Origin of the sequence: Weissella tructae (assembly GCF_000732905.1) — a bacterium.
GTDB lineage: Bacteria > Bacillota > Bacilli > Lactobacillales > Lactobacillaceae > Weissella > Weissella tructae.
On sequence record NZ_CP007588.1, the window covers coordinates 1146315 to 1166585 of the forward strand.

The 20271-nt window shown below is 41.2% G+C and carries 28 protein-coding genes and 2 other annotated features; of the genes, 4 read left to right on the plus strand and 24 right to left on the minus strand.

Annotated elements, in window-relative coordinates; all coding sequences use genetic code 11:
* Positions 1-24 precede the first annotated feature (24 nt).
* The 3 genes from WS08_RS05585 to WS08_RS05595 are packed head-to-tail and all read right to left on the minus strand — an operon-like array spanning position 25 to position 2559.
* Positions 25-975: a metal ABC transporter solute-binding protein, Zn/Mn family gene (locus WS08_RS05585; protein ID WP_009764992.1), complete on the minus strand. Its 951-nt coding sequence runs from the start codon at positions 973-975 to the stop codon at positions 25-27.
* Positions 968-1822 (minus strand): metal ABC transporter permease, encoded by an 855-nt coding sequence (locus WS08_RS05590; protein ID WP_009764993.1) that lies wholly within the window; start codon positions 1820-1822, stop codon positions 968-970. Before WS08_RS05590 ends, WS08_RS05585 begins: the two co-directional genes overlap by 8 nt.
* A complete protein-coding gene (locus WS08_RS05595) occupies positions 1822-2559 on the minus strand; it encodes a metal ABC transporter ATP-binding protein (protein WP_009764994.1) in 738 nt (245 codons plus the stop codon). The genes WS08_RS05590 and WS08_RS05595 overlap by 1 nt, the downstream gene beginning before the upstream one ends.
* 361 nt (positions 2560-2920) lie before the next feature.
* Between WS08_RS05595 and WS08_RS05600 the strand changes: the two genes are divergently transcribed.
* Positions 2921-3418 (plus strand): cupin domain-containing protein, encoded by a 498-nt coding sequence (locus WS08_RS05600; protein WP_009764995.1) that lies wholly within the window; start codon positions 2921-2923, stop codon positions 3416-3418.
* 97 nt (positions 3419-3515) lie between these two features.
* Here WS08_RS05600 and msrB read toward each other — a convergent pair whose 3' ends face one another.
* The 15 genes from msrB to WS08_RS05670 all read right to left on the minus strand — a co-directional run bounded on the left by msrB (position 3516) and on the right by WS08_RS05670 (position 14128).
* Positions 3516-3959 (minus strand): peptide-methionine (R)-S-oxide reductase MsrB, encoded by a 444-nt coding sequence (gene msrB / locus WS08_RS05605; RefSeq protein WP_009764996.1) that lies wholly within the window; start codon positions 3957-3959, stop codon positions 3516-3518.
* Positions 3960-4089: 130 nt separating this feature from the next.
* Positions 4090-4458: a 50S ribosomal protein L7/L12 gene (gene rplL, locus WS08_RS05610; protein ID WP_009764997.1), complete on the minus strand. Its 369-nt coding sequence runs from the start codon at positions 4456-4458 to the stop codon at positions 4090-4092.
* A gap of 86 nt (positions 4459-4544) precedes the next feature.
* A complete protein-coding gene (gene rplJ, locus WS08_RS05615) occupies positions 4545-5051 on the minus strand; it encodes a 50S ribosomal protein L10 (RefSeq protein ID WP_009764998.1) in 507 nt (168 codons plus the stop codon).
* Between the two features lie 28 nt (positions 5052-5079).
* Positions 5080-5207 (minus strand) — a sequence feature (ribosomal protein L10 leader region).
* Positions 5208-5264: 57 nt separating this feature from the next.
* Positions 5265-5960: a 50S ribosomal protein L1 gene (rplA, locus tag WS08_RS05620; protein WP_009764999.1), complete on the minus strand. Its 696-nt coding sequence runs from the start codon at positions 5958-5960 to the stop codon at positions 5265-5267.
* A gap of 103 nt (positions 5961-6063) precedes the next feature.
* Positions 6064-6489 carry a 50S ribosomal protein L11 gene (gene rplK, locus WS08_RS05625; RefSeq protein WP_009765000.1) on the minus strand — a complete coding sequence of 142 codons (426 nt, stop codon included), beginning with the start codon at positions 6487-6489 and terminating at the stop codon, positions 6064-6066.
* 129 nt (positions 6490-6618) lie between these two features.
* The gene (gene nusG / locus WS08_RS05630) at positions 6619-7185 is read right to left on the minus strand and encodes a transcription termination/antitermination protein NusG (RefSeq protein ID WP_009765001.1); all 567 of its coding nucleotides are present in this window, start codon (positions 7183-7185) and stop codon (positions 6619-6621) included.
* 115 nt (positions 7186-7300) lie between these two features.
* Positions 7301-7462, minus strand: coding sequence for a preprotein translocase subunit SecE (secE, locus tag WS08_RS05635; RefSeq protein WP_418080420.1), 162 nt, complete (start codon positions 7460-7462; stop codon positions 7301-7303).
* 26 nt (positions 7463-7488) lie between these two features.
* Positions 7489-7638, minus strand: a complete 150-nt coding sequence (gene rpmG / locus WS08_RS06845; protein WP_009765003.1) for a 50S ribosomal protein L33 — start codon at positions 7636-7638, stop codon at positions 7489-7491.
* 66 nt (positions 7639-7704) lie between these two features.
* Positions 7705-8238: an RNA polymerase sigma factor gene (locus tag WS08_RS05640; RefSeq protein ID WP_009765004.1), complete on the minus strand. Its 534-nt coding sequence runs from the start codon at positions 8236-8238 to the stop codon at positions 7705-7707.
* Positions 8239-8347: 109 nt separating this feature from the next.
* A complete protein-coding gene (gene rlmB / locus WS08_RS05645) occupies positions 8348-9235 on the minus strand; it encodes a 23S rRNA (guanosine(2251)-2'-O)-methyltransferase RlmB (RefSeq protein ID WP_009765005.1) in 888 nt (295 codons plus the stop codon).
* A complete protein-coding gene (locus WS08_RS05650) occupies positions 9222-9647 on the minus strand; it encodes a Mini-ribonuclease 3 (protein WP_009765006.1) in 426 nt (141 codons plus the stop codon). Before WS08_RS05650 ends, rlmB begins: the two co-directional genes overlap by 14 nt.
* Positions 9648-9656: 9 nt before the next feature.
* On the minus strand, positions 9657-11078 hold the full coding sequence (gene cysS / locus WS08_RS05655; protein ID WP_009765007.1) for a cysteine--tRNA ligase: 1422 nt from the start codon (positions 11076-11078) through the stop codon (positions 9657-9659).
* A gap of 150 nt (positions 11079-11228) precedes the next feature.
* On the minus strand, positions 11229-11630 hold the full coding sequence (locus WS08_RS05660) for a VOC family protein (protein ID WP_009765008.1): 402 nt from the start codon (positions 11628-11630) through the stop codon (positions 11229-11231).
* A 165-nt stretch (positions 11631-11795) separates the two neighbouring features.
* On the minus strand, positions 11796-12620 hold the full coding sequence (gene nadE, locus WS08_RS05665) for an ammonia-dependent NAD(+) synthetase (RefSeq protein ID WP_009765009.1): 825 nt from the start codon (positions 12618-12620) through the stop codon (positions 11796-11798).
* A gap of 2 nt (positions 12621-12622) precedes the next feature.
* Positions 12623-14128 (minus strand): nicotinate phosphoribosyltransferase, encoded by a 1506-nt coding sequence (locus tag WS08_RS05670; RefSeq protein ID WP_009765010.1) that lies wholly within the window; start codon positions 14126-14128, stop codon positions 12623-12625.
* Between the two features lie 166 nt (positions 14129-14294).
* Positions 14295-14562: a binding site (T-box leader), on the plus strand.
* 70 nt (positions 14563-14632) lie between these two features.
* Between WS08_RS05670 and WS08_RS05675 the strand changes: the two genes are divergently transcribed.
* Genes WS08_RS05675 through WS08_RS05685 form a run of 3 tightly spaced genes read left to right on the plus strand, consistent with a single transcriptional unit; the run spans position 14633 to position 17253 of the window.
* Positions 14633-15493: a MetQ/NlpA family ABC transporter substrate-binding protein gene (locus WS08_RS05675; RefSeq protein ID WP_009765011.1), complete on the plus strand. Its 861-nt coding sequence runs from the start codon at positions 14633-14635 to the stop codon at positions 15491-15493.
* A gap of 9 nt (positions 15494-15502) precedes the next feature.
* Positions 15503-16555: a methionine ABC transporter ATP-binding protein gene (locus WS08_RS05680; protein ID WP_038528561.1), complete on the plus strand. Its 1053-nt coding sequence runs from the start codon at positions 15503-15505 to the stop codon at positions 16553-16555.
* The gene (locus WS08_RS05685) at positions 16555-17253 is read left to right on the plus strand and encodes a methionine ABC transporter permease (protein WP_009765013.1); all 699 of its coding nucleotides are present in this window, start codon (positions 16555-16557) and stop codon (positions 17251-17253) included. The genes WS08_RS05680 and WS08_RS05685 overlap by 1 nt, the downstream gene beginning before the upstream one ends.
* Positions 17254-17624: 371 nt before the next feature.
* Here WS08_RS05685 and rplQ read toward each other — a convergent pair whose 3' ends face one another.
* Genes rplQ through infA form a run of 6 tightly spaced genes read right to left on the minus strand, consistent with a single transcriptional unit; the run spans position 17625 to position 20241 of the window.
* Positions 17625-18011, minus strand: a complete 387-nt coding sequence (rplQ, locus tag WS08_RS05690) for a 50S ribosomal protein L17 (protein ID WP_009765014.1) — start codon at positions 18009-18011, stop codon at positions 17625-17627.
* Between the two features lie 40 nt (positions 18012-18051).
* Entirely contained in the window at positions 18052-18996 is a 945-nt protein-coding gene (locus WS08_RS05695; RefSeq protein WP_009765015.1) for a DNA-directed RNA polymerase subunit alpha, read from the minus strand.
* Between the two features lie 48 nt (positions 18997-19044).
* Positions 19045-19431, minus strand: a complete 387-nt coding sequence (gene rpsK, locus WS08_RS05700) for a 30S ribosomal protein S11 (RefSeq protein WP_009765016.1) — start codon at positions 19429-19431, stop codon at positions 19045-19047.
* Positions 19432-19462: 31 nt separating this feature from the next.
* On the minus strand, positions 19463-19828 hold the full coding sequence (rpsM, locus tag WS08_RS05705; RefSeq protein WP_009765017.1) for a 30S ribosomal protein S13: 366 nt from the start codon (positions 19826-19828) through the stop codon (positions 19463-19465).
* Between the two features lie 41 nt (positions 19829-19869).
* On the minus strand, positions 19870-19989 hold the full coding sequence (gene rpmJ, locus WS08_RS05710) for a 50S ribosomal protein L36 (RefSeq protein ID WP_009765018.1): 120 nt from the start codon (positions 19987-19989) through the stop codon (positions 19870-19872).
* Positions 19990-20022: 33 nt separating this feature from the next.
* Positions 20023-20241: a translation initiation factor IF-1 gene (gene infA, locus WS08_RS05715; protein WP_009765019.1), complete on the minus strand. Its 219-nt coding sequence runs from the start codon at positions 20239-20241 to the stop codon at positions 20023-20025.
* Positions 20242-20271 lie beyond the last annotated feature (30 nt).

Here is a 20271-nt window from a genome sequence, read left to right on the forward strand (position 1 = left end):
ATTTTAATCTGAATTCAGAAATGATTACTTTGTCTTACCCATCATACCATCATGCATGTGGTCAATGTTCCACTTCATCATAGCGTAGTAAGTATCTCCGTTTTCACCTTCCTTGGCCAATGAATCTGTAAAGACTGTTGAGTAAATTGGCAAACCAGTTTCCTTAACAACCTTTTCCATTGACTTAGGTGATACTGAACTTTCAACGAACAATGACTTAACTTCTGAGTCATCAATCTTTGACAAGACTTGCTTCATTTGTTCAGGTGTTCCTTGAGATTCAGTGTTAATTTCCCAGATAAATACTGGTGTAATTCCGTATGCCTTTGAGAAGTACTTGAAGGCACCTTCTGATGTAACCAAGACACGTTGTGCTTCAGGCACGTCGTTAAACTTTGCCTTTGCTTCTGTGTCCAACTTGTTCAATTCTGCAATGTACTTGTCGGCACGTTCTTGGTACGCATCAGCGTTCTTAGCATCCTTCTTCTTCAAGACTGATGTAATTTGTTCAACGTACTTAATTCCATTTTGAATATCAAGCCAAGCGTGTGGGTCTTCTTCGTTTTCCTTACCTTCACTTGTCAAGTGCATAGGCTCAACGTGTTCAGATGCTGAGAAAACTTCTTCTCCATCGCGCTTGTTTGCTGTTTCCATCAACTTAGTAAACCAACCGTTACCACCTGTTTCTAGGTTCAATCCGTTGTGGAAGATAACATCGGCTCCAGTTGTGGCACGAATGTCTTCTGGCTTTGGTTCGTATTCGTGTGGATCAGTTCCACGCGGTACCATGCTGTAAACATCTACATCATCACCACCAACTTGTTCAACCATGTCTTGCAAGATTGAGTTTGTTGTGACAACGCTAAACTTTTCATTCTTATTTGATTGTTGAACATCACGTCCATTAATAAACCAAACAACTCCCCCAATAAGTACGGCTAGTGCCGCAAAGGTAATTCCTAACTTCTTAAGCATTTTTTCCCCCTAGCTTTTGAATGAATCCTTGTTTTGGTGCAATGAAGAATGACACCATGAAAATAATTGCGGCTACCAACACAATAGCAGGCCCCGATGCCCAGTTATATGTGTATGAAAGGTATAGTCCAACTGTTGAGGCAACGGTTCCGAATCCGGCTGCCAAGAACAACATAGTTGATAGACTGTTTGTCCACAAGAAGGCCGTAGCTGCTGGTGTAATCAACATCGCTACGATCAAAATAATTCCAACTGTTTGTAGGGCTGTCACTGTTACCAATGTCAACACAATCATCAAACCGTATTGGATAATGTATGTCTTCAAACCGTAAACACGCGCAAATGTTTCGTCGAATGATGTAATTTGCAATTCCTTAAAGAATACAACCACGAACAAGATAACAATTGCCATGATGATAACTGATGTAATCAAGTCAGCATCTGATACGGCCAAAACGTTACCAAACAAAATGTGGTGCAAGTTAGTTGAAGATTCGGCCATTGAAATCAAAATGAATCCCAAAGCAAAGAATGCTGAGAACACGATTCCAATCGCTGTATCGTTCTTCAACTTACTGTGTGAAGACACAAAACCGATTAGCAAGGCTGCAATCACACCGAAAGTCGCTGCTCCCCATAGCAGGTTAATTCCAAGCATGTAAGCAACCGCAACTCCAGGAAGCACTGAGTGAGAAATCGCATCTCCCATCAATGACATTCCACGAAGAATGATAAAGCTTCCGATAACCCCAGACATGATCCCCACCATGATTGAAGCCATCAAGGCACTTTGCAAAAAGTTATATTGTCCTAAAGCGACAATAAAGTCTTGAATACTAGCAAACATTAAGCTTCCTCCTTGTTATCAAACAACACAGCACCTAGGTCTGCAGAGAAGGCCTTTTGAATGTTTTGTTGCGTGTAAACATCTTCAACTGGTCCAGAAGCCACAACACCGTGGTTCATAATAACCAAGTTGTCAAAGTAGTTCGCAACCTTGTTCAAGTCGTGGTGCACAACGATAATCGTCTTACCTTCGTCACGCCACTTCTTCAAGATGTTCATAATTTCTGCTTCTGATGTCATATCGATTCCTACGAAAGGTTCATCCAAAATGACAACTTCAGCTTGTTGTACAATCGCACGTGCTACGAAGACACGTTGCAATTGTCCACCTGACAAACCACCAATTTGACGGTTCTTAAATTCTTCCAGCTTGACTTGCTTCAATGCATCCATTGCCAAGTCTTTTTCTGCCTGCGCAGGGCTTTTGAATAATCCTAACTTACCGTATGTACCGGTTAGAACCAACTCAAAAACACTGATCGGGAATGTTAAGTCCAAGTCTGCACGTTGTTCAACGTACGCAATCTTTTGGCGTTCCTTTGATACAGGTTGACCGTCTAACGCTACCGTTCCACCTTGCTTGCGAATCAACTCAAGAACAGCCTTGATCATTGTTGATTTTCCAGCTCCGTTGGGTCCAATAATACCCGTGATTTTAGCCGGTTCGAAGTCGACCGACAAGTTTTCAAATACAGGGGTCGCCGTGTAACCGACTGTTAAGTTCTTTACCTCTAACATTTGAGCCTCCATTACTATTTTTTTCGACACGAGAAAAATTCTTTTCATCTTCGCCTTAACCAGATTAACAGGTTTTACTTGGATAAACAACTATTTTCACCACATAATAAACTTTATTTATTTCAAGTATCATCAAAAAAAAGACAGACTTAAATTAAACTCTCACTACAATTTAATGTAAGCGCTTTTACTGGTATTAAGGCTTTTTATAAGCATGCATATATAATCGAAGGCTTTCATTGTATATATGTATCAGGCCAACTTCTCTTCCTATATAATATACAGTCCTTGCATACTTATACAAAAACACAATCATTTATCTCTGGTACAATATAAGAATAACTATTAAGGAGTCTATATTATGCATGAAGCAAGTCAATGGATTACTGATCTACAATTAGAACCTCATCCTGAAGGTGGGTATTACAAACGTACTGAATCTAATCCACAGATGGTAACGACGCCACAAGGCGAACGTCCTTTACATACATCAATCCTATTTTTATTGGATACAAAGAGTCCTTCACATTTCCATCGATTAAAATCAGATGAGATGTGGTTTTATCATGCTGGTGCACCATTAACTGTTCACTGCATCTTCCCAGACGGTCATTATGAAGCGATTCAAATCGGACCTGATATCCATAATGGACAACGCTTATCATTTTCAGTTCCTGCTGGGACTATTTTTGGTTCAACAGTGGAACATGATTATGCACTTGTCAGCTGTGTGGTGACACCCGGATTTGATTTTGCTGACTTTGAATTATTCACGCAAGCACAATTAAAGGCAGATTATCCAACTCATCATGATATCATCGAACGATTAGCGTACGAAAGTCTACCAACTGATATCTAATTTTCTATCACAAATTAAAAAGTCACTGATTATCTAACAATCAGTGACTTTTTTCTATTTCAATTTTGTCTATCTAGTAACAATTCATCTCATAACGTTAGTTAAATAGCGCTGCATACTTCCCATATCCTTCTGCTTCCAGTTCTGTAACAGGTACAAAACGTAATGCAGCTGAATTAATACAATAACGTAGTCCGCCACGATCAACTGGACCATCAGTAAATACATGTCCTAGATGTGAATCAGCTTGTTGTGAACGCACTTCCACACGTGGACGAAGTAATGTATGATCCGCAACTTCTTGAATTTCATGTGCATCAATAGGTTGTGTGAAGGCCGGCCATCCACATCCAGCATCATATTTATCTGTTGAACTAAACAATGGTGTCCCATCTACCACGTCAACATAAATACCTTCTTTGTAAAAATCATCGTAAACACCAGTAAATGGATGTTCTGTAGCACTTTCTTGTGTCACAGCATATTCCTCTGGTGTTAAACGTGCTCGTAATGCAGCTTGTTCTTCAGGTGTCTTTGTCATATTTAAATCCCCCCTTATGTGTTCATAATACTAACGCAAACAATCAAAAAGTTCAAGGCAACAAAAAAAGACCAACTCGAATGAGTCGGTCTTTTTTCTGAAAGATATTGAAATCTTCTAGAGGGCGAAATTACTTAACAGTAACAACGGCTCCAGCTTCTTCCAACTTAGCCTTCAATTCGTTAGCATCGTCTTCTGACAATCCTTCCTTAACCATTGATGGTGCACCATCAACAAGGTCCTTGGCATCCTTCAATCCCAAACCAGTTGCTTCACGAACTGCCTTGATAACCTTAACCTTAGCGGCTCCACCAGAAGTCAATTCAACATCGAATTCTGACTTAGCAGCTTCAGCAGCTCCACCAGCGGCACCAGCAGCTGCAACAGGAGCAGCGGCTGAAACACCAAATTCTTCTTCAATAGCTGAAACCAAGTCAGCCAAATCCATGATAGTTGCTTCCTTCAATGAAGCGATGATTGTATCCTTATCAAAAGCCATGATAATTCCTCCATAATTTTATGTCATTAGACATTGTTTTTATTTATATAGTTGGGACAAGTCCCGGGTAAGTCAGAACGTTGAGCTTACGCTTCAACAGTTTCTTCCTTAGCGTCCTTAACTGCGTTAACAGCGTAAGCAACGTTACGAACAGGTGCTTGCAATGTTGACAACAACATTGATAGCAATCCGTCGCGGTCTGGCAATGCAGCGTACTTGTTGATATCTTCAACAGACGCAACGTTACCATCGACAACACCACCCTTGATTTCCAAGGCTTCGATCTTGTCAGCAAACTTCTTCAAAATACGTGAAGGTGCGATTGCGTCTTCCTTAGAAAATGCAACGGCTGAAGGTCCAGCAAACACGTCATTCAATTCAGCCAAATCTGCAGCAGCAGCGGCACGAGTCAAAATCTTGTTCTTGATAACCTTAAGTTCAACGCCTTCTTCACGCAAAGCAGAACGCAATTCGTTTGATTGTTCAACAGTCAAACCACGTACGTCCACAACAACTGAAGATGCAGCTTCCTTAAACTTAGCAGCTACTTCTTCAACTTTTTGTGCTTTAACAGCAATACTTGCTTCACTCATGTGATTCATTCCTCCTGTTTAGAATTTTTGATTCTAACCAAAACCCCCGGTAGACAAAAGTCACCGGGGGTCAAAAGTCGCTTGCGCGTTTTTCACTTCCTCGGCGGGATTTATGTCTTACGACACCTGCGTCTTAGGTAGAATCGATATATTACAATTGATAATTATATCAGCTTCTCGAGGAAGCGTCAACCACCAAACAAGAACTGTCTATTACAACAATCCTGATGGGTCTAGGTTGATTGAAGGTCCGAATGTTGAGGCGATTGATACGTGTTGTACGTATGCACCCTTAACAGCGGCTGGACGAGCCTTAACAATAACATCGGCCAAAGCCTTGATGTTTCCTGCAAGCTTGTCTGATTCGAATGAAGCCTTACCAACTGGTACAGCAACGTTTCCGTCACGGTCAGTACGGTAAGTAACTTGACCTGACTTAGCATCGGCAACAGCCTTAGCAACGTCAAATGTAACTGTTCCAGTCTTAGGGTTAGGCATCAATCCCTTAGGTCCAAGTGCACGTCCAACACGTCCAACTTGAGCCATCATGTCAGGTGTTGCGATAGCAACGTCAAAGTCCAACCATCCATCAGAGATGCGTTGTACCAAATCAGCAGCACCAACTACGTCGGCACCAGCTGCTTCGGCTTCCTTTGCCTTATCACCTTGAGCGAACACAACAACAGTTTGATCCTTACCAGTTCCGTTTGGCAAAACTAGTGCCCCACGCAATTGTTGATCAGCTTGACGTGTGTCAACGTTCAAGTTGAATGCAATTTCAACTGTTGAGTCGAAGTTTGCAAATTCAATTTCTTTAACTAGTGTAGCAGCTTCTTCGATAGTGTATAGCTTGTCAGCATCTACCTTTTCAGCGGCTGCTAAATACTTCTTACCATATTTCTTAGCCATGGTTGCTATTCCTCCTTGCAAATGCGGTCAAACGGTCGTCCAGACCTTCCGCTTGATCATGCTTAGTTTCCTACGCGATCCGTACAAACACCGGTTTTATGAATTAACCTTCAACAGTGAATCCCATTGAACGTGCTGTACCTTCAATCATGCGCATAGCTGCTTCTACGTCAGCTGCGTTTAGATCTTGCATCTTAGTTTCTGCAATTTCGCGAACTTGAGCTGCAGTAACTGTTGCGACCTTCTTCGTGTTAGGTTCTCCTGAACCCTTTTCAACCTTAGCTGCCTTCTTTAGCAAAACTGCTGCTGGAGGCGTCTTAGTGATGAATTCGAATGAACGATCTTCATATACAGTAATAACTACAGGGATCAACATACCGTCTTGATCAGCAGTACGTGCGTTAAATTCCTTTGCGAACCCCATGATGTTAACACCAGCTTGACCCAATGCAGGTCCAACTGGAGGTGCAGGTGTAGCCTTACCGGCTGGAATCTGCAACTTAACAATACTTGAAACTTTCTTAGCCACGATTGTTTCCTCCTTCGTGTTTGTGGTATAAATGGCGAGTTTCGATTTCCGCCTCCCACATATGCTTGTCACCAAACATACTTGACAATAATAACAAAACCCCTGCCGTTTGGCAAGGGTTTAATTAAATTAATCGATTGTTTGTACTTCTGAGAATGGCATTTCAGTTGGTGTTTCACGTCCCAAGAAGTTAACCAAAACAGTTACTTCTTGCTTTTCAGTGTTGATGTTTGTAATTGCACCTTCCATACCAGCGAATGAACCAGAAACGATGTTCACGATGTCGCCAACTTCAGCGTTCAATTGTTCAACAACTTGACGTTCAGTCATGTTCATACGTGACAACATTTCGTCAACTTCTTCAGGCAACAATGAGTTAGGCTTTGAACCACCACCGTGTGATCCCAAGAATCCTGTAACTCCTGGTGTGTTACGGACAACATACCAAGCTTCATCAGTCATTACCATTTCAACAAGAACGTAACCAGGGAAGTCATTTTCCATAACAACCTTTGTTTCATCCCCTTCGCGAACAGTCACTTCTTGTTCAGGAACAACAACACGGAAGATAAAGTCTGTCATCCCCATTGTTTCAATACGTGATTCCAAGTTTGCCTTCACCTTGTTTTCGTAACCTGAGTAAGTGTGAATAACAAACCATTCATTTTGAAGTGTTTCTGCGCCTGATTGTGCCATGATATCAGTCTCCTTGTATCTATTAATTCTGCCTATTTTTTGGTAAATAAAAACCCTCACACTAACCGAGAGGGCTTTACTTGCTTTTCTATAATCTGATTATAACGTAACCAGCTTACTTCGACAAGAACATTAGTCCTTGTTCAAAGATCCAGTCAACTGTTCCCAACAAAATAGCGAAAAATCCACTTGTTACAAGAACAATTGCTGTGTTGCGAACATTTTGGTTAAATGTTGGCCAAGTCACACGCTTCATTTCTGCTACTACACTTGCCATAAATTTCATCCCGAAAATCTCCCTTTTTACACTGTCTCGCGATGTGTCGTATGCTTATCGCAAGTTCGGCAATACTTCTTTACTTCTAAGCGAACGGCGCGATCAAGCTTCTTTGCAACCGTATAGTTTCGTGAACCACATTCACTACAGGCCAAAGCCACTTTTTTTCCTGCCATTTCGATTACCTCTGTTTTTTAAATATAGTCACATTTTATCATGAATACAAAAAAAAAAATACCTTTTTATCCACGAGTCCATTTTTCACAGTAATAACGAATCTCTTTTAAGGTTAAATAACACCAAGATTTTGATTTACTTAGCTGGTCCGCACATTCTTTAACCGAATAACCTTTCGCTCGTAATACTAATAAACGATATTGGTCAGGTAATAATTGTGTGCCCATCTCTTCACAAAACAAATGCAGTTGTAAGTCTGGTTCACTTAAGACGGACATATCCGTATTTATTGTTCCTAATTCCAATGCTTCTTTGGTAATCATGGCTCGCTTTTCTTCCTGACGCCACAAAGTCGCCGGATGATGAAATAACGCCTGTTGATAATAACTCGTTAAGATACCCCAGTTTAAATACGATATCCGTTGTAAGCAATTAAATAAGACAATCCTTGCTTCATGTTGCCAATCAATCGTAGCCGTTCGCATAGATTGTTGCTTATAACCTCGCCAAATCAGCCCGGAATAACGCACCACGATTTCCTCAAAGGCCACTTCATCCCCTGCTTTTGCTGCTATCAATAATTCTGTATCCTTGTGCATAATCTTCGCCTCCTAAACTATGGGTACATAGTCATAGACGTTTCAAAATCGATTTATGTCACAAAAAAAGTACATCAATTTTCATGATGTACTTTTCTAAGCTTTTACTTTATAGCGGGTTACGTGAGTTAAACCCTTGGTAAATCAACAAACTAGCCGCAACAGAGGCATTCAAACTTTGCACATGCCCAACCATTGGGATTGTTAGCGTTTCATCCATCGCCTTCTTTAGCAATGGTGAAATTCCCTTACCTTCATTTCCGATAACCAAAGCAGTTGCGCCCTTAGCATCCCATTGACGGTAATCCTTACCATTCATATCTGTTCCGTAAACCCATAGGCCACGCTTCTTCAATTCAGTAACCGTTTGGACCAAGTTCGTTACACGTGTCACTGGCACGTGTTCGATTGCTCCCGTAGATGTCTTTGCCACAACAGATGTTAGTTGTACCGCACGGCGCTTTGGAATAATAATTCCGTGGACACCTGCTGCATCAGCTGTACGCAAAATTGAACCCAAGTTATGTGGATCTTCAATAGAATCCAAAATCAAGAAAAATGGTTCTTCATTCTTTTCAGCTGCCTTCGCAAACAAGTCATCCAATTCAGCGTATGCATATGCTGCAATAGACATCACAACACCTTGGTGATTAGCACCATTGGCTAATTCATCAAGCTTTCCTTTAGGCGCGTCTTGCACAATCAAGCCACGCTTTTTGGCTAGTGCAATAATTTCGTTACGTGTCTTGTCTGCCAACCCAGCTTGCAACCAAACCTTGTTGATTTGTGTTTCACCCTTTAGCGCTTCTGTTGACGCGTGAATTCCAAAAATAAATTCAGCATCATCTGGAATTTGCACTTCAGGACGTTCAGTCTCTGGACGTGCCTTTTTCGCCGGACGATCATCACGACGCTTAGCTGACTTATTAGGCTTGTCGCCCTTTACCGGCTTAGCTGACTTTGTCGGCTTCATTGCCTTTTTGTTATTTTGTACCATTTTCTCTTGTCCGTCCACTTTCTACTTGTTCAAAGACCCAAGTCACCACTTCATCTAATCGTTCAATTTGACGACTCGCATATAGATAACCGATTAATGCTTCAAATCCCGTTGAAATACGGTATGTGACCACATCAGTATTCTTAGCCTTTGTATGTGAATTTGCATTACGCCCACGCTTAAAGTAAGACTCTTCAGCGTCTGTTAACAAACTGTCTTCTTCCATTAAACGGTACAACGCTGCATGCGCTTTGGCTGACACATATTGCTTCGCTTCACGTTGCAATTTATGTGGCTTCTTAATACCTAATGCTAATAAGTGTTGACGTACATAAAATTCATACACAGCATCCCCAAAAAACGCCAGATCTAGTCCAGTCATTTGTTGGTAATCTACTTTTTCATCTAACATATTTATTCCTTAATCTTGCGTAGCTCGACGCCAGCGCGTTCCTTGTGGTGTATCTTCCAATAGAATATTTTGCGCTGCCAATTCTTCACGAATTTCGTCTGAACGGGCAAAGTCGCGTGCAGCACGAGCTGCATCACGTTCATCAATTAATGATTGAATCGCATCATCTTCTAATGCCTCTTGGGCCAAATCATCAACACCAAAGACATCCATTAATTTCGCCAATGTATCTAAGATCAATTGTACATCATTGTTCAATACGACATTTTCTTGTGCACTTGTATTAGCCAATTCAACTAGATCATACACAGCAGCCAATGCATTTTGAACATTGAAGTCATCATCCATAGCTTCATTAAAGGCAGCAACAATGGTTGCAACGGCAGCGACAGTTTCACCACTAATACCTTCTTGTGCGTCCGCTAGACGGAATTCCAAGTTACGGTATCCAGTACGGATACGGTTAAGGTTATTCGTTGCTTGTTCCAAGTTTGCCGTTGAAAAGGCAATTGGACGACGGTATTGTGTACTTGCCATAAAGAAACGCAATGCTAATGGATCATGCAATTCGGCTAGTAAGTCATGAACCGTTGTAAAGTTACCTAATGACTTAGACATCTTTTCTTGTTCATCCCCAACAGTCACAAAACCATTATGCAACCACTTGTGCACAAAAGTCTCACCTGAACGTGCTTCTGATTGTGCAATTTCATTTGTATGGTGTGGGAAAGCCAAGTCAATTCCACCACCATGAATATCAATGTTGTTACCAAGATACTTAGTAGCCATTACAGAACATTCAATGTGCCAACCTGGACGTCCAGCTCCCCATGGTGAATCCCATGAAATAGCATTGTCGTTAGCCGCTGATTTCCAAACTGCAAAGTCCATTGGATCTTCTTTACGCGCTTGTTCTTCATCATCTAAACGTCCAGCCGCATTATGCGCCATTTCATCTAGATTTTGATGTGCTAAGTGGGCGTAGTCTGGGAACTTACGGGCACGGAAGTAGACATCACCTTCAACTTCATAGGCATATTCTTTAGCCAACAAGTCTTCGACGAAGGTAATAATTTCTGGAATGTTGTCAGTCGCACGTGGTTGCACAGTCGCTGGCTTCACATTCAATGCAGCTGTATCTTCAAAATACGCTGCAATATAACGGTCGGCCAATTCAGGTACCGTGATACCTTCTTCAGCCGCTGCTTTAATCATCTTATCATCCACGTCAGTAAAGTTAGAAATATAGCGGACATCAAAGCCACGGTATTCTAAGTAACGACGGATTGTGTCAAAGGCAATAGCAGAACGGGCATTACCAATATGAATGTAGTTATACACTGTAGGACCACAGACATACATATTAATCACTCCTGGGGTCACAGGTTCAAACGTTTCTTTTTCTAACGATAATGTATTAAATACTTTCATAGTCGATAGTTCTCCTTACCTCTTATTCTCATACTTTTTGGTCTGTATAAGTCGATTAAATGTTTCCCTTCAAGCATACTTAAATACAGGGTTAACTGTCAATCAAAGCCATCAAAAAAACGACCTCAAAATGAGATCGTTTCGTCTTTTTTACGCCCAAACTAATTGCCAAGTTACACCAAATTTATCAACGATCCATGCCACCTTACGGAAATTAGCAACAGGTTCAGGACCCATCATCACATTTCCGTTTTCAGATAAGGCATCGAACGCTTGATCAAATTCTGTTTCAGTTTCAAAATCGACATAAAGGGATACGCCCCAACTCAATTCAGGCGCCTGCTCTGTGTCCATATCCATAAAGTAAATGATTTCACCCTGTAGTGATAATTCACCATTTAATACTTTTCCAGTCATATGTTCTGGTGTGTAAGGCATCCCCGCAGGAATACGCTCAATTCGGTTAATTTTAGTATCCGTAAATACCTCAGTGTAAAAATTCATGGCTGGTTCAGCTGTTTCTGGCATTGTTAAAAAAGCATGTAATGTCATGTATTTTCTCCGTTATCCCATATAGTAGTTACATATATATAATAACGTTTGAACCTTCAGAAACATTAAAAAACATATAATCAGGTGTATTTTATTCACATATTAAAAAAGACACATCGGATATATGTCCGGTGTGTCTTTTTTGTTTCATTAACGAAAGGCTTATTAGCGCCACCATTCATCAAAAACAGTAACCGGTCCTCGACGCTTGTGCATCGTTTTGGCATACCAGTTTTCTATTTTAGTAGCGATGTCTGATGCAACGACTTTCCCCTCAAGATAATCATCTAAATCATCATATGTGACACCCAAAGCCACTTCATCTGGCAAAGATGGACGATCTTCTTCAAGATCTGCGGTTGGGACCTTTTCATATAGATGAACAGGTGCGCCTAATAGTTCTAACATCTTACGTCCTTGACGCTTAGTTAGACGATACAATGGTGTGATATCAGCAGCACCATCCCCAAACTTCGTGTAAAAACCTGTAATCGCTTCTGCCGCATGATCTGTCCCAATTACAACACCACCAACTTCACCCGCAACCGCGAATTGTGAAATCATACGTTGGCGTGCTTTAATATTACCCTTATTAAAGTCAGAAACGGTCATACCTGCATCTGTCAATTGTTTAACAGATGCTTCTGTTGCGGCTTGGATATTCACATGAATAGTTTCATCCGCTCCTTGCCAAGCAATCGCATCTAGCGCATCTTGCTCGTCTGTTTGGGCATTATAAGGTAAACGCATCGCAATAAACTTGTATGTTTGATCACCTGTTTCTGCACGTAATTCTTCAACCGCTGTTTGCGCCATCTTACCAGCTAAAGTTGAATCTTGACCACCTGAAATACCTAAAACGTAAACTTTAAGCCCTGTTGCATTTAGGTAATCCTTTAACAAATCTACAGACCGACGGTACTCAACCAATGGATCAATATTGGCTTTTGCGCCTAAAGCTGCAATAATCTCTGCTTGTTTAGTTGTCATAGCTACTCTCCATCCACATCTTTTGGTAATGCTTCTTCTGTAACTGCAATACGCTTAACAAAGTCTTGGACTTCTTCAATCAAGTTCATCTTGTTTTGCCAAGCCTTCTTAGACAAATCCACAGGATATTCTTGTGGATTCAAATCACGACGGTATTCAGCCCACAATGCTTGTAAATTATCTTGTGAGTATTTACGAATTGTAGCTAGATCTGGTGATTCGTAAATCACTTCACCATCAACAATAACGTCATGCAATAAGGGACGAGCGGTGTAATCTTTAATCGTCTTATTCAAATAAGGATAATTTGGATTAAACATGTAGACACCGTCAGGATTGTCCTTTGGATTTTCATCCCAAAGGGCAATGTAGTCCCCTTCCGACTTTCCATCTGCATTAGATGTAATACGCCAGACTTGCTTTTTACCAGGCGTTGAAATCTTCGCAGCTGTTCCTGAAATTTTGATGGTATCAACCATCTTACCGCGTTCGTTCTCAATTGAAACAACCTTATATACGCCACCTAATGCTGGTTGGTCATAGGCCGTAATCAATTTTGTTCCAATTCCCCAAACATCAATCTTGGCATCTTGACGCTTTAGACTAGTAATTGTTTCTTCGTCTAAGTCATTTGATGCATAGATTTTAGCTTCTGGGAATCCTGCTTCATCAAGCATTTTGCGAACACCCTTTGATAGGTACGCCATATCTCCAGAATCAATTCGGACCCCTAAGAAGTTAATCTTATCACCAAATTCACGTGCAACCTTAATCGCTGCTGGGACCCCAGAACGTAATGTATCGTAGGTATCTACTAAGAAGACACAATCACGATGGCTTTCGGCGTATGCCTTAAATGCTTCATAATCACTACGGTAAATTTGTACCAAACTATGCGCATGAGTACCAGCAATCGGAATACCGAATAACTTACCAGCACGAACATTTGATGTGGCGTCAAATCCACCAATGTACGCAGCGCGTGTCCCCCACAAAGCAGCATCTAATTCTTGCGCACGTCGTGTTCCAAACTCCATTAGCGCTTGATCTCCAACCACACTACGAATACGTGAGGCCTTTGTAGCAATCAGTGTTTGGTAGTTAACAATATTCAATAAAGCTGTTTCAATTAATTGTGCATCAAAAACAGGCCCTTCTACTTGTAGAATGGGTTCGTTATTAAAAACGGGTTCTCCTTCACGCGGTGCACGTACTGTACCTCGGAAGCGCCATTCTGCTAGATAATCAATAAATGCTTCACTATAGTTTCCCGTTTCACGTAGATAAGCAATATCTGTATCTGAAAAATGTAGCCCACGTAAATATTCAATGATTCGTTCTAAACCAGCAAAAATAGCATATCCATTTTCAAATGGTAATTTACGGAAGTACATTTCATATACCGCGTGGCGATCATGAATACCTTGATCAAAATACGTTTGCATCATTGATAGTTGATAGGCATCCGTGTGTAATGCTAAGCTATCGTCCGCGAAATTTAATTCCATGACGTTTCTCCAATTTCCCTATGGTTACTTTGTTTTAATAAACCTATTTTACCATAATTCGCACGAGTTGCTTAGGCTGGCAAGTTTCAACCTGTGAAAAAATATTTTTCACTTACTATTTGACAATCAATTTCAAACCCGTTATTATTACTGACAAGCAATAAATAAAAACAAAGTGATCAGGAAAGTAATTAGTTACTATTCACCCCAGAGAGACAACGTTGGTGCGAGTTGTTGTGAAATAGCCTAATGAAAATGACCTGTGATTGGCGTTAATGAACAGCAAGTCTGTAAGTTAACGACGGATTGGTCTCCGTTATCCAGACACACGAATCGGCATAGCACCATTTCGCTCCCTGCCTGCTCGTTGCAAGATCTTTTTGGGTAACCAGAAGATGAACTAGAATGGTAACACGAGGTGACTCGTTTCTATTGTGTCTTTCGCAGCTGCGACACATAGAAACGGGTCTTTTTTTGTACCAAAAACACTTAAGGAGCGAGTATATGAACACTAAATTAAAAATTGCAGGAACTGCTTTAGCAACATTTGCCCTAACTGTTACAGGAATGGGCTTACTAACAACTGAACGTCCTAACAATGGGACAAGTAATCAAGCTGAAGGTCAAACCGTGACCGTTGGTTTAGTTGGAACGTCTGACAAAGAGCTTTGGGATTCAGTCGCTAAGACAGCCAAAGATAAGTACAACATCACTTTAAAGACCAAGACATTCACTGATTATAATCAACCAAATAAGGCTGTTGCCGATGGATCAATTGATTTGAACGCTTTCCAACACAATGATTTCTTGAAGAACTGGAATGAATCTAATGGTGATCAATTAGTTGGTATTGGGGATACTGCTATCTCACCTATTCGCCTATATTCAGATTCACTAAAAGACATTGCGGACATCTCTGATGGTGATACAATCGTTGTTCCAAATGACCCCACCAATGAAGCCCGTGCCTTACAATTGTTAGCTGGTGCAAAGTTAATTGAAATTAAAGACGTCGCTATGCCTACAGTCAAAGACATCACTAAGAATGATAAAAACTTGAAGGTTAAGGCGGTTGCGGCTGATCAAACAGCAACTAATTTGAAGTCAGGTAATGTCACGGCAGCCGTTATTAATTCTAACTATGCCGCAGAAGCCAACATTGATGAGAATACAGCAATCTTCGTTGAACCATTAACAAAGGCCTCAAAGCCATGGATTAATATTATCGCCGCTAAAAAAGATAAGCAAAATGATGAAACATACGCAAATGTTGTGAAAGCCTACCAAACAGAAGAAACAAAGCAATTCTTCAAGGATAACTGGGGTGACTCACAAATTACTGCTTGGGACCTAGATCTAAAATAAGGAGTCGCTATGCCGATTATTGAATTAAAAAATATTAACGTTACATTTAAACAAGCCGACAAGGATATCATTGCTGTTCGCGATGAAACACTAACTGTTGACGCTGGGGATATCTACGGTATCGTCGGTTACTCTGGAGCCGGGAAGTCTACTTTGGTTCGTAATATCAATCTCCTACAACGCCCCACCAGTGGTGAAGTGATTATTAATGGACAAGATCTAACGAGCCTGTCTGCGAAAGAATTACGTAATCAACGTAAAAAGATTGGTATGATTTTCCAACACTTTAATCTTCTAGATGAAATTACTGTCTTTGAAAACATTCTACAACCATTAAAGCATGCGTCTCTAACGACCGCCGAGAAGAAGGCCAAGGTAACCGAGTTACTAGAACTAGTCGGTCTAACAGACCGTGCAACTAACTACCCTTCAGAATTATCTGGTGGTCAAAAGCAACGTGTCGCAATTGCCCGTGCGCTTGTGAACGACCCAGATATTCTATTATCTGACGAAGCAACATCTGCACTAGACCCCCGTACAACGAATCAAATTCTAAAATTGTTGAAGAAGGTGAATCAAACCCTTGGGGTCACAATTATTTTGATTACCCATGAAATGCAAGTGGTTAAGGAAATTGCCAATAAAGTTGCCGTAATGGAAAATGGTCATATCATTGAACGTGGTTCACTATTAGAAATCTTTACTAATCCACAAAAGCCATTAACAAAGGACTTCATCAATACTGCTACAAACTTAGATGCAGCATTAGAAAATGTGCAAGCCTTGTTAGAAACAAAGCCGCTAACAGCTAACGAAAAGTTGATTCAAATCCAATACGTTGGAAACGATACGGCTCAACCATTGTTAGCAACAATCTACGCTGACTATGGCGTAACACCTAACATTCTATACTCAAACATGGAAATCTTGACGCAAACCCCTGTTGGGTTAGCCATTGCCGTCTTTAACGGCCCAGATGATACAGCCATCAACAATGCCTTACAACACTTCCGTGAACAAGGTGTTGGCATTAAAATCTTAACTGAAGGAGGACGTGCCTAATGCTTAATTGGATTCAAGTAAACTTACCTAATGTCTATAATCTGGGTTGGACCGGCGATGGTGCCTGGGGTACTTCCATTTTTGAAACACTATATATGACTTGTGGATCTGCTATTTTTGGTGGACTCCTAGGCCTAGCCTTTGGAATCGGCTTAGTCCTAACAGAACAAAATGGTATCTTACCTAATCAAGTCGCGTTCCAAATTCTTGATAAATTTGTTTCAATCGGCCGTGCAATTCCATTTATTATCATGGTGGTTATTTTCTCACCATTAACGCAATTTATTGTTGGTACAACGATTGGGCCGACTGCTGCATTAGTACCATTAGCCTTAGGTGTTTTCCCCTTCTTTGCACGACAAGTACAAGTCGCTTTGTTGGGCGTTTCAGCTGGTAAGGTTGAAGCTGCTCGCTCATACGGCGCAACGAATTGGGATATCATCACATCGGTTTACCTACGTGAAGGTTTGTCTGAATTGATTCGTGTTTCAACTGTTACCCTGATCAGTCTTGTTGGTCTAACAACAATGGCTGGTGCAATTGGGGCTGGTGGTCTAGGGACTACTGCTATCGTAACTGGATACCAACGTTTCCAACCCGATGTTATGTGGACAGCTACCATCATTGTTCTACTACTGATTCTATTGATTCAATTCACTGGTGATGCATTAGCTAAGCTAAGCCGTCACGGTCAATAATTAATTCCTGTAAATCAAAAAAGCGTCCAGAGTCTATTAGATTCTGGACGCTTTTAATATGCATGGGTATCTATTCTTAGTACATATACTACATCAGCAGGCCACCAATCACTTGTTGTATATTCTGCCCCATCATGTACCGCGTCATAAGTATTGTCGTTATACCCTGTGAATACAATTAAAAAAGGGACAAGATCTAATGACCTTGTCCCTTTTGTTATCGATATATCCAAGTATACAAAAAAACCTCACACGCTAAGAGATGCGACACAAGTGTCATTCAACCTAGACTTGGCAATGCCATCATCATAACGGTTTATACCTCAAAGCATGAGAGATTTGATTGTTAATGTAAAGTAGTTACTTTAGAATTAGTCAACCAATTGCAAAAGAACCATAGGAGCAGCGTCTCCACGACGTTGGTCCATCTTTAGAATACGAGTGTAACCACCCGCACGACCCTCAAAGCGTGGTGCAACTTCGTTAAACAAGTATTGCACAGCATTTTGAATCTTAACGTTTTCTTCATCAGAAACGTTTACGTCCGCAACTACGTTACGTAGGAAAGCAGCAGCCTTACGGCGTGAAGCCAAATCTCCATGCTTACCCAAAGTAATCATCTTATCAGCAGTACGGCGAACTTCCTTCGCACGTGCTTCTGTAGTTTGGATTGAACCATTGATCAACAATTGTGTTGTCAAGTCGCGCAACAAAGCCTTACGTTGTGCGCTAGAACGTCCTAACTTACGGTATCCCATGAGTGTATTCTCCTTTACTTGGATTTCTATCTATTTAGAATTAGTCTTCCTTACGGAAACCTAATCCAAGTGCTGTTAGCTTATCTTGAATTTCGTCTAATGACTTACGTCCAAGGTTACGCACATTCATCATTTGGTTTTCTGAGCGATCAGTCAACTCTTGAATCGTGTTAATTCCAGCACGCTTTAGACAATTGTATGAGCGAACTGAAAGATCCAATTCTTCAATTGGAACTTCCGCATGCTTGCTCGTTGTCGTTTCTTCCTTGTCTAACATAACTTGTGTTTCCACCGCACGTTCTGACAATTCAACAAATGGGTTCAAGTGGTCTGACAAGATACGTGCTGCCAATGAGATTGCCTCAGTAACAGTTAGTGATCCATCAGTCCATACGTCCATTGTCAACTTATCAAAGTCGTTACGTTGACCAACACGAGTTTCTTCGACTTGGTAGTTAACGCGTTCGATAGGGGTGTAGATTGAATCAATTGCAAGAACTCCGATTGGCATATTAGAATGCAATTCTTTGTTCTGATCTCCTGAAACATACCCACGTCCACGTTCCGCTGTAAGCGTCATGTGCAACGTTGCCCCTGCCGCAACAGTCGCGATGTGCAAATCCTTGTTCAAGATTTCAACATCAGCATCACCGATGATGTCACCGGCTGTAACCATTGCTGGACCATTTACGTTAACTTCGAGTGTTTTTGCATCATCACTATCAATACGCATTGCAACCTTTTTAAGGTTAAGGATGATTTGCGTCACATCTTCAACAACGCCTTCGACGGTTGAAAATTCGTGCAAAACTCCATCAATTTGTACTGAGTTGATTGCAGCCCCTGGTAATGAAGACAACAAAACACGGCGTAGGGAATTCCCTAGAGTAGTTCCATAACCACGTTCAAGCGGTTCAACCACAAACTTACCGTAGTTACCATCATCTTCAACCAAAGTGATCTTTGGGTTTTCGAATTCAAGCATACTGTTTGTCCCCTTTCAAAGCGTTTTGTGAACTAGTTGTAGTAACAATTAGACACGACGACGCTTTGGTGGGCGACATCCGTTGTGTGGTACTGGAGTAACGTCCTTAATTGAAGTTACTTCCAAACCAGCAGCGGCCAAGGCACGGATAGCTGCTTCACGTCCTGAACCAGGACCCTTAACAGTAACTGCCACAGTCTTCATTCCGTTTTCCATCGCTCCCTTAGTAGCGGCTTCGGCGGCCATTTGCGCAGCAAATGGAGTTGACTTACGGCTTCCCTTGAAACCAAGAGAACCAGCTGAAGACCAAGCAACAGCATTACCTTGAACGTCTGTGATCATAACGATCGTGTTGTTGAATGTTGCGTGGATGTGAACTACACCTGATTCAATATTCTTCTTTACACGACGCTTACGAGTATTACGACCTGCCATAATCAAGTAATCTCCTTTCTTTAAAAATTAATTACTTCTTCTTACCTGCAATTGCAACAGCTGGGCCCTTTCGAGTACGAGCATTGTTCTTCGTGTTTTGACCACGAACAGGCAAGCCCTTACGATGACGGATACCACGGTATGAAGCCATTTCTTGCAAGTTTTTAATGTTCATTGAGATTTCGCGACGCAAGTCACCTTCCACCTTAATTCCGTCTACGACGGCACGGATGGCGTCTTCTTGGTCGGGAGTCAAGTCTCGAACACGAACATCTTCTGAAACACCAACTTCACTCAAAATGTTTTGAGCAGTAGTGCTACCGATTCCATATACATATGTCAATGCGATCACGATACGCTTATCGCGAGGCAAATCAACACCAGCAATACGAGCCATTACGATTACCTCCTATAAATTTTATATATTCTTAGGAAAAATTACTTTCCTTGACGTTGCTTGTGCTTTGGGTTTGCTGAGCAAATCACCATAACACGACCGTTACGCTTGATAGTCTTACAACTATCGCACATAGGCTTAACAGATGGACGAACCTTCATGATATTTACCTCCCCTTGGGTTTTTTAACTTGACTATTTAATGTAGCGGTATGTGATACGGCCCTTAGTCAAGTCGTATGGCGACATTTCTACCGTTACGCGATCACCAGGCAAGATACGAATGAAATTCTTACGAATCTTTCCTGATACGTGAGCTAAAATTGTCGCTCCGTTTTCCAATTCAACGGTAAACATGGCATTTGGTAATGTTTCTTTAACAATACCAGAAATTTCAATAACATCTTTGGCCACGTTGTTGCCTCCTTAGTGTGACATTGGAGA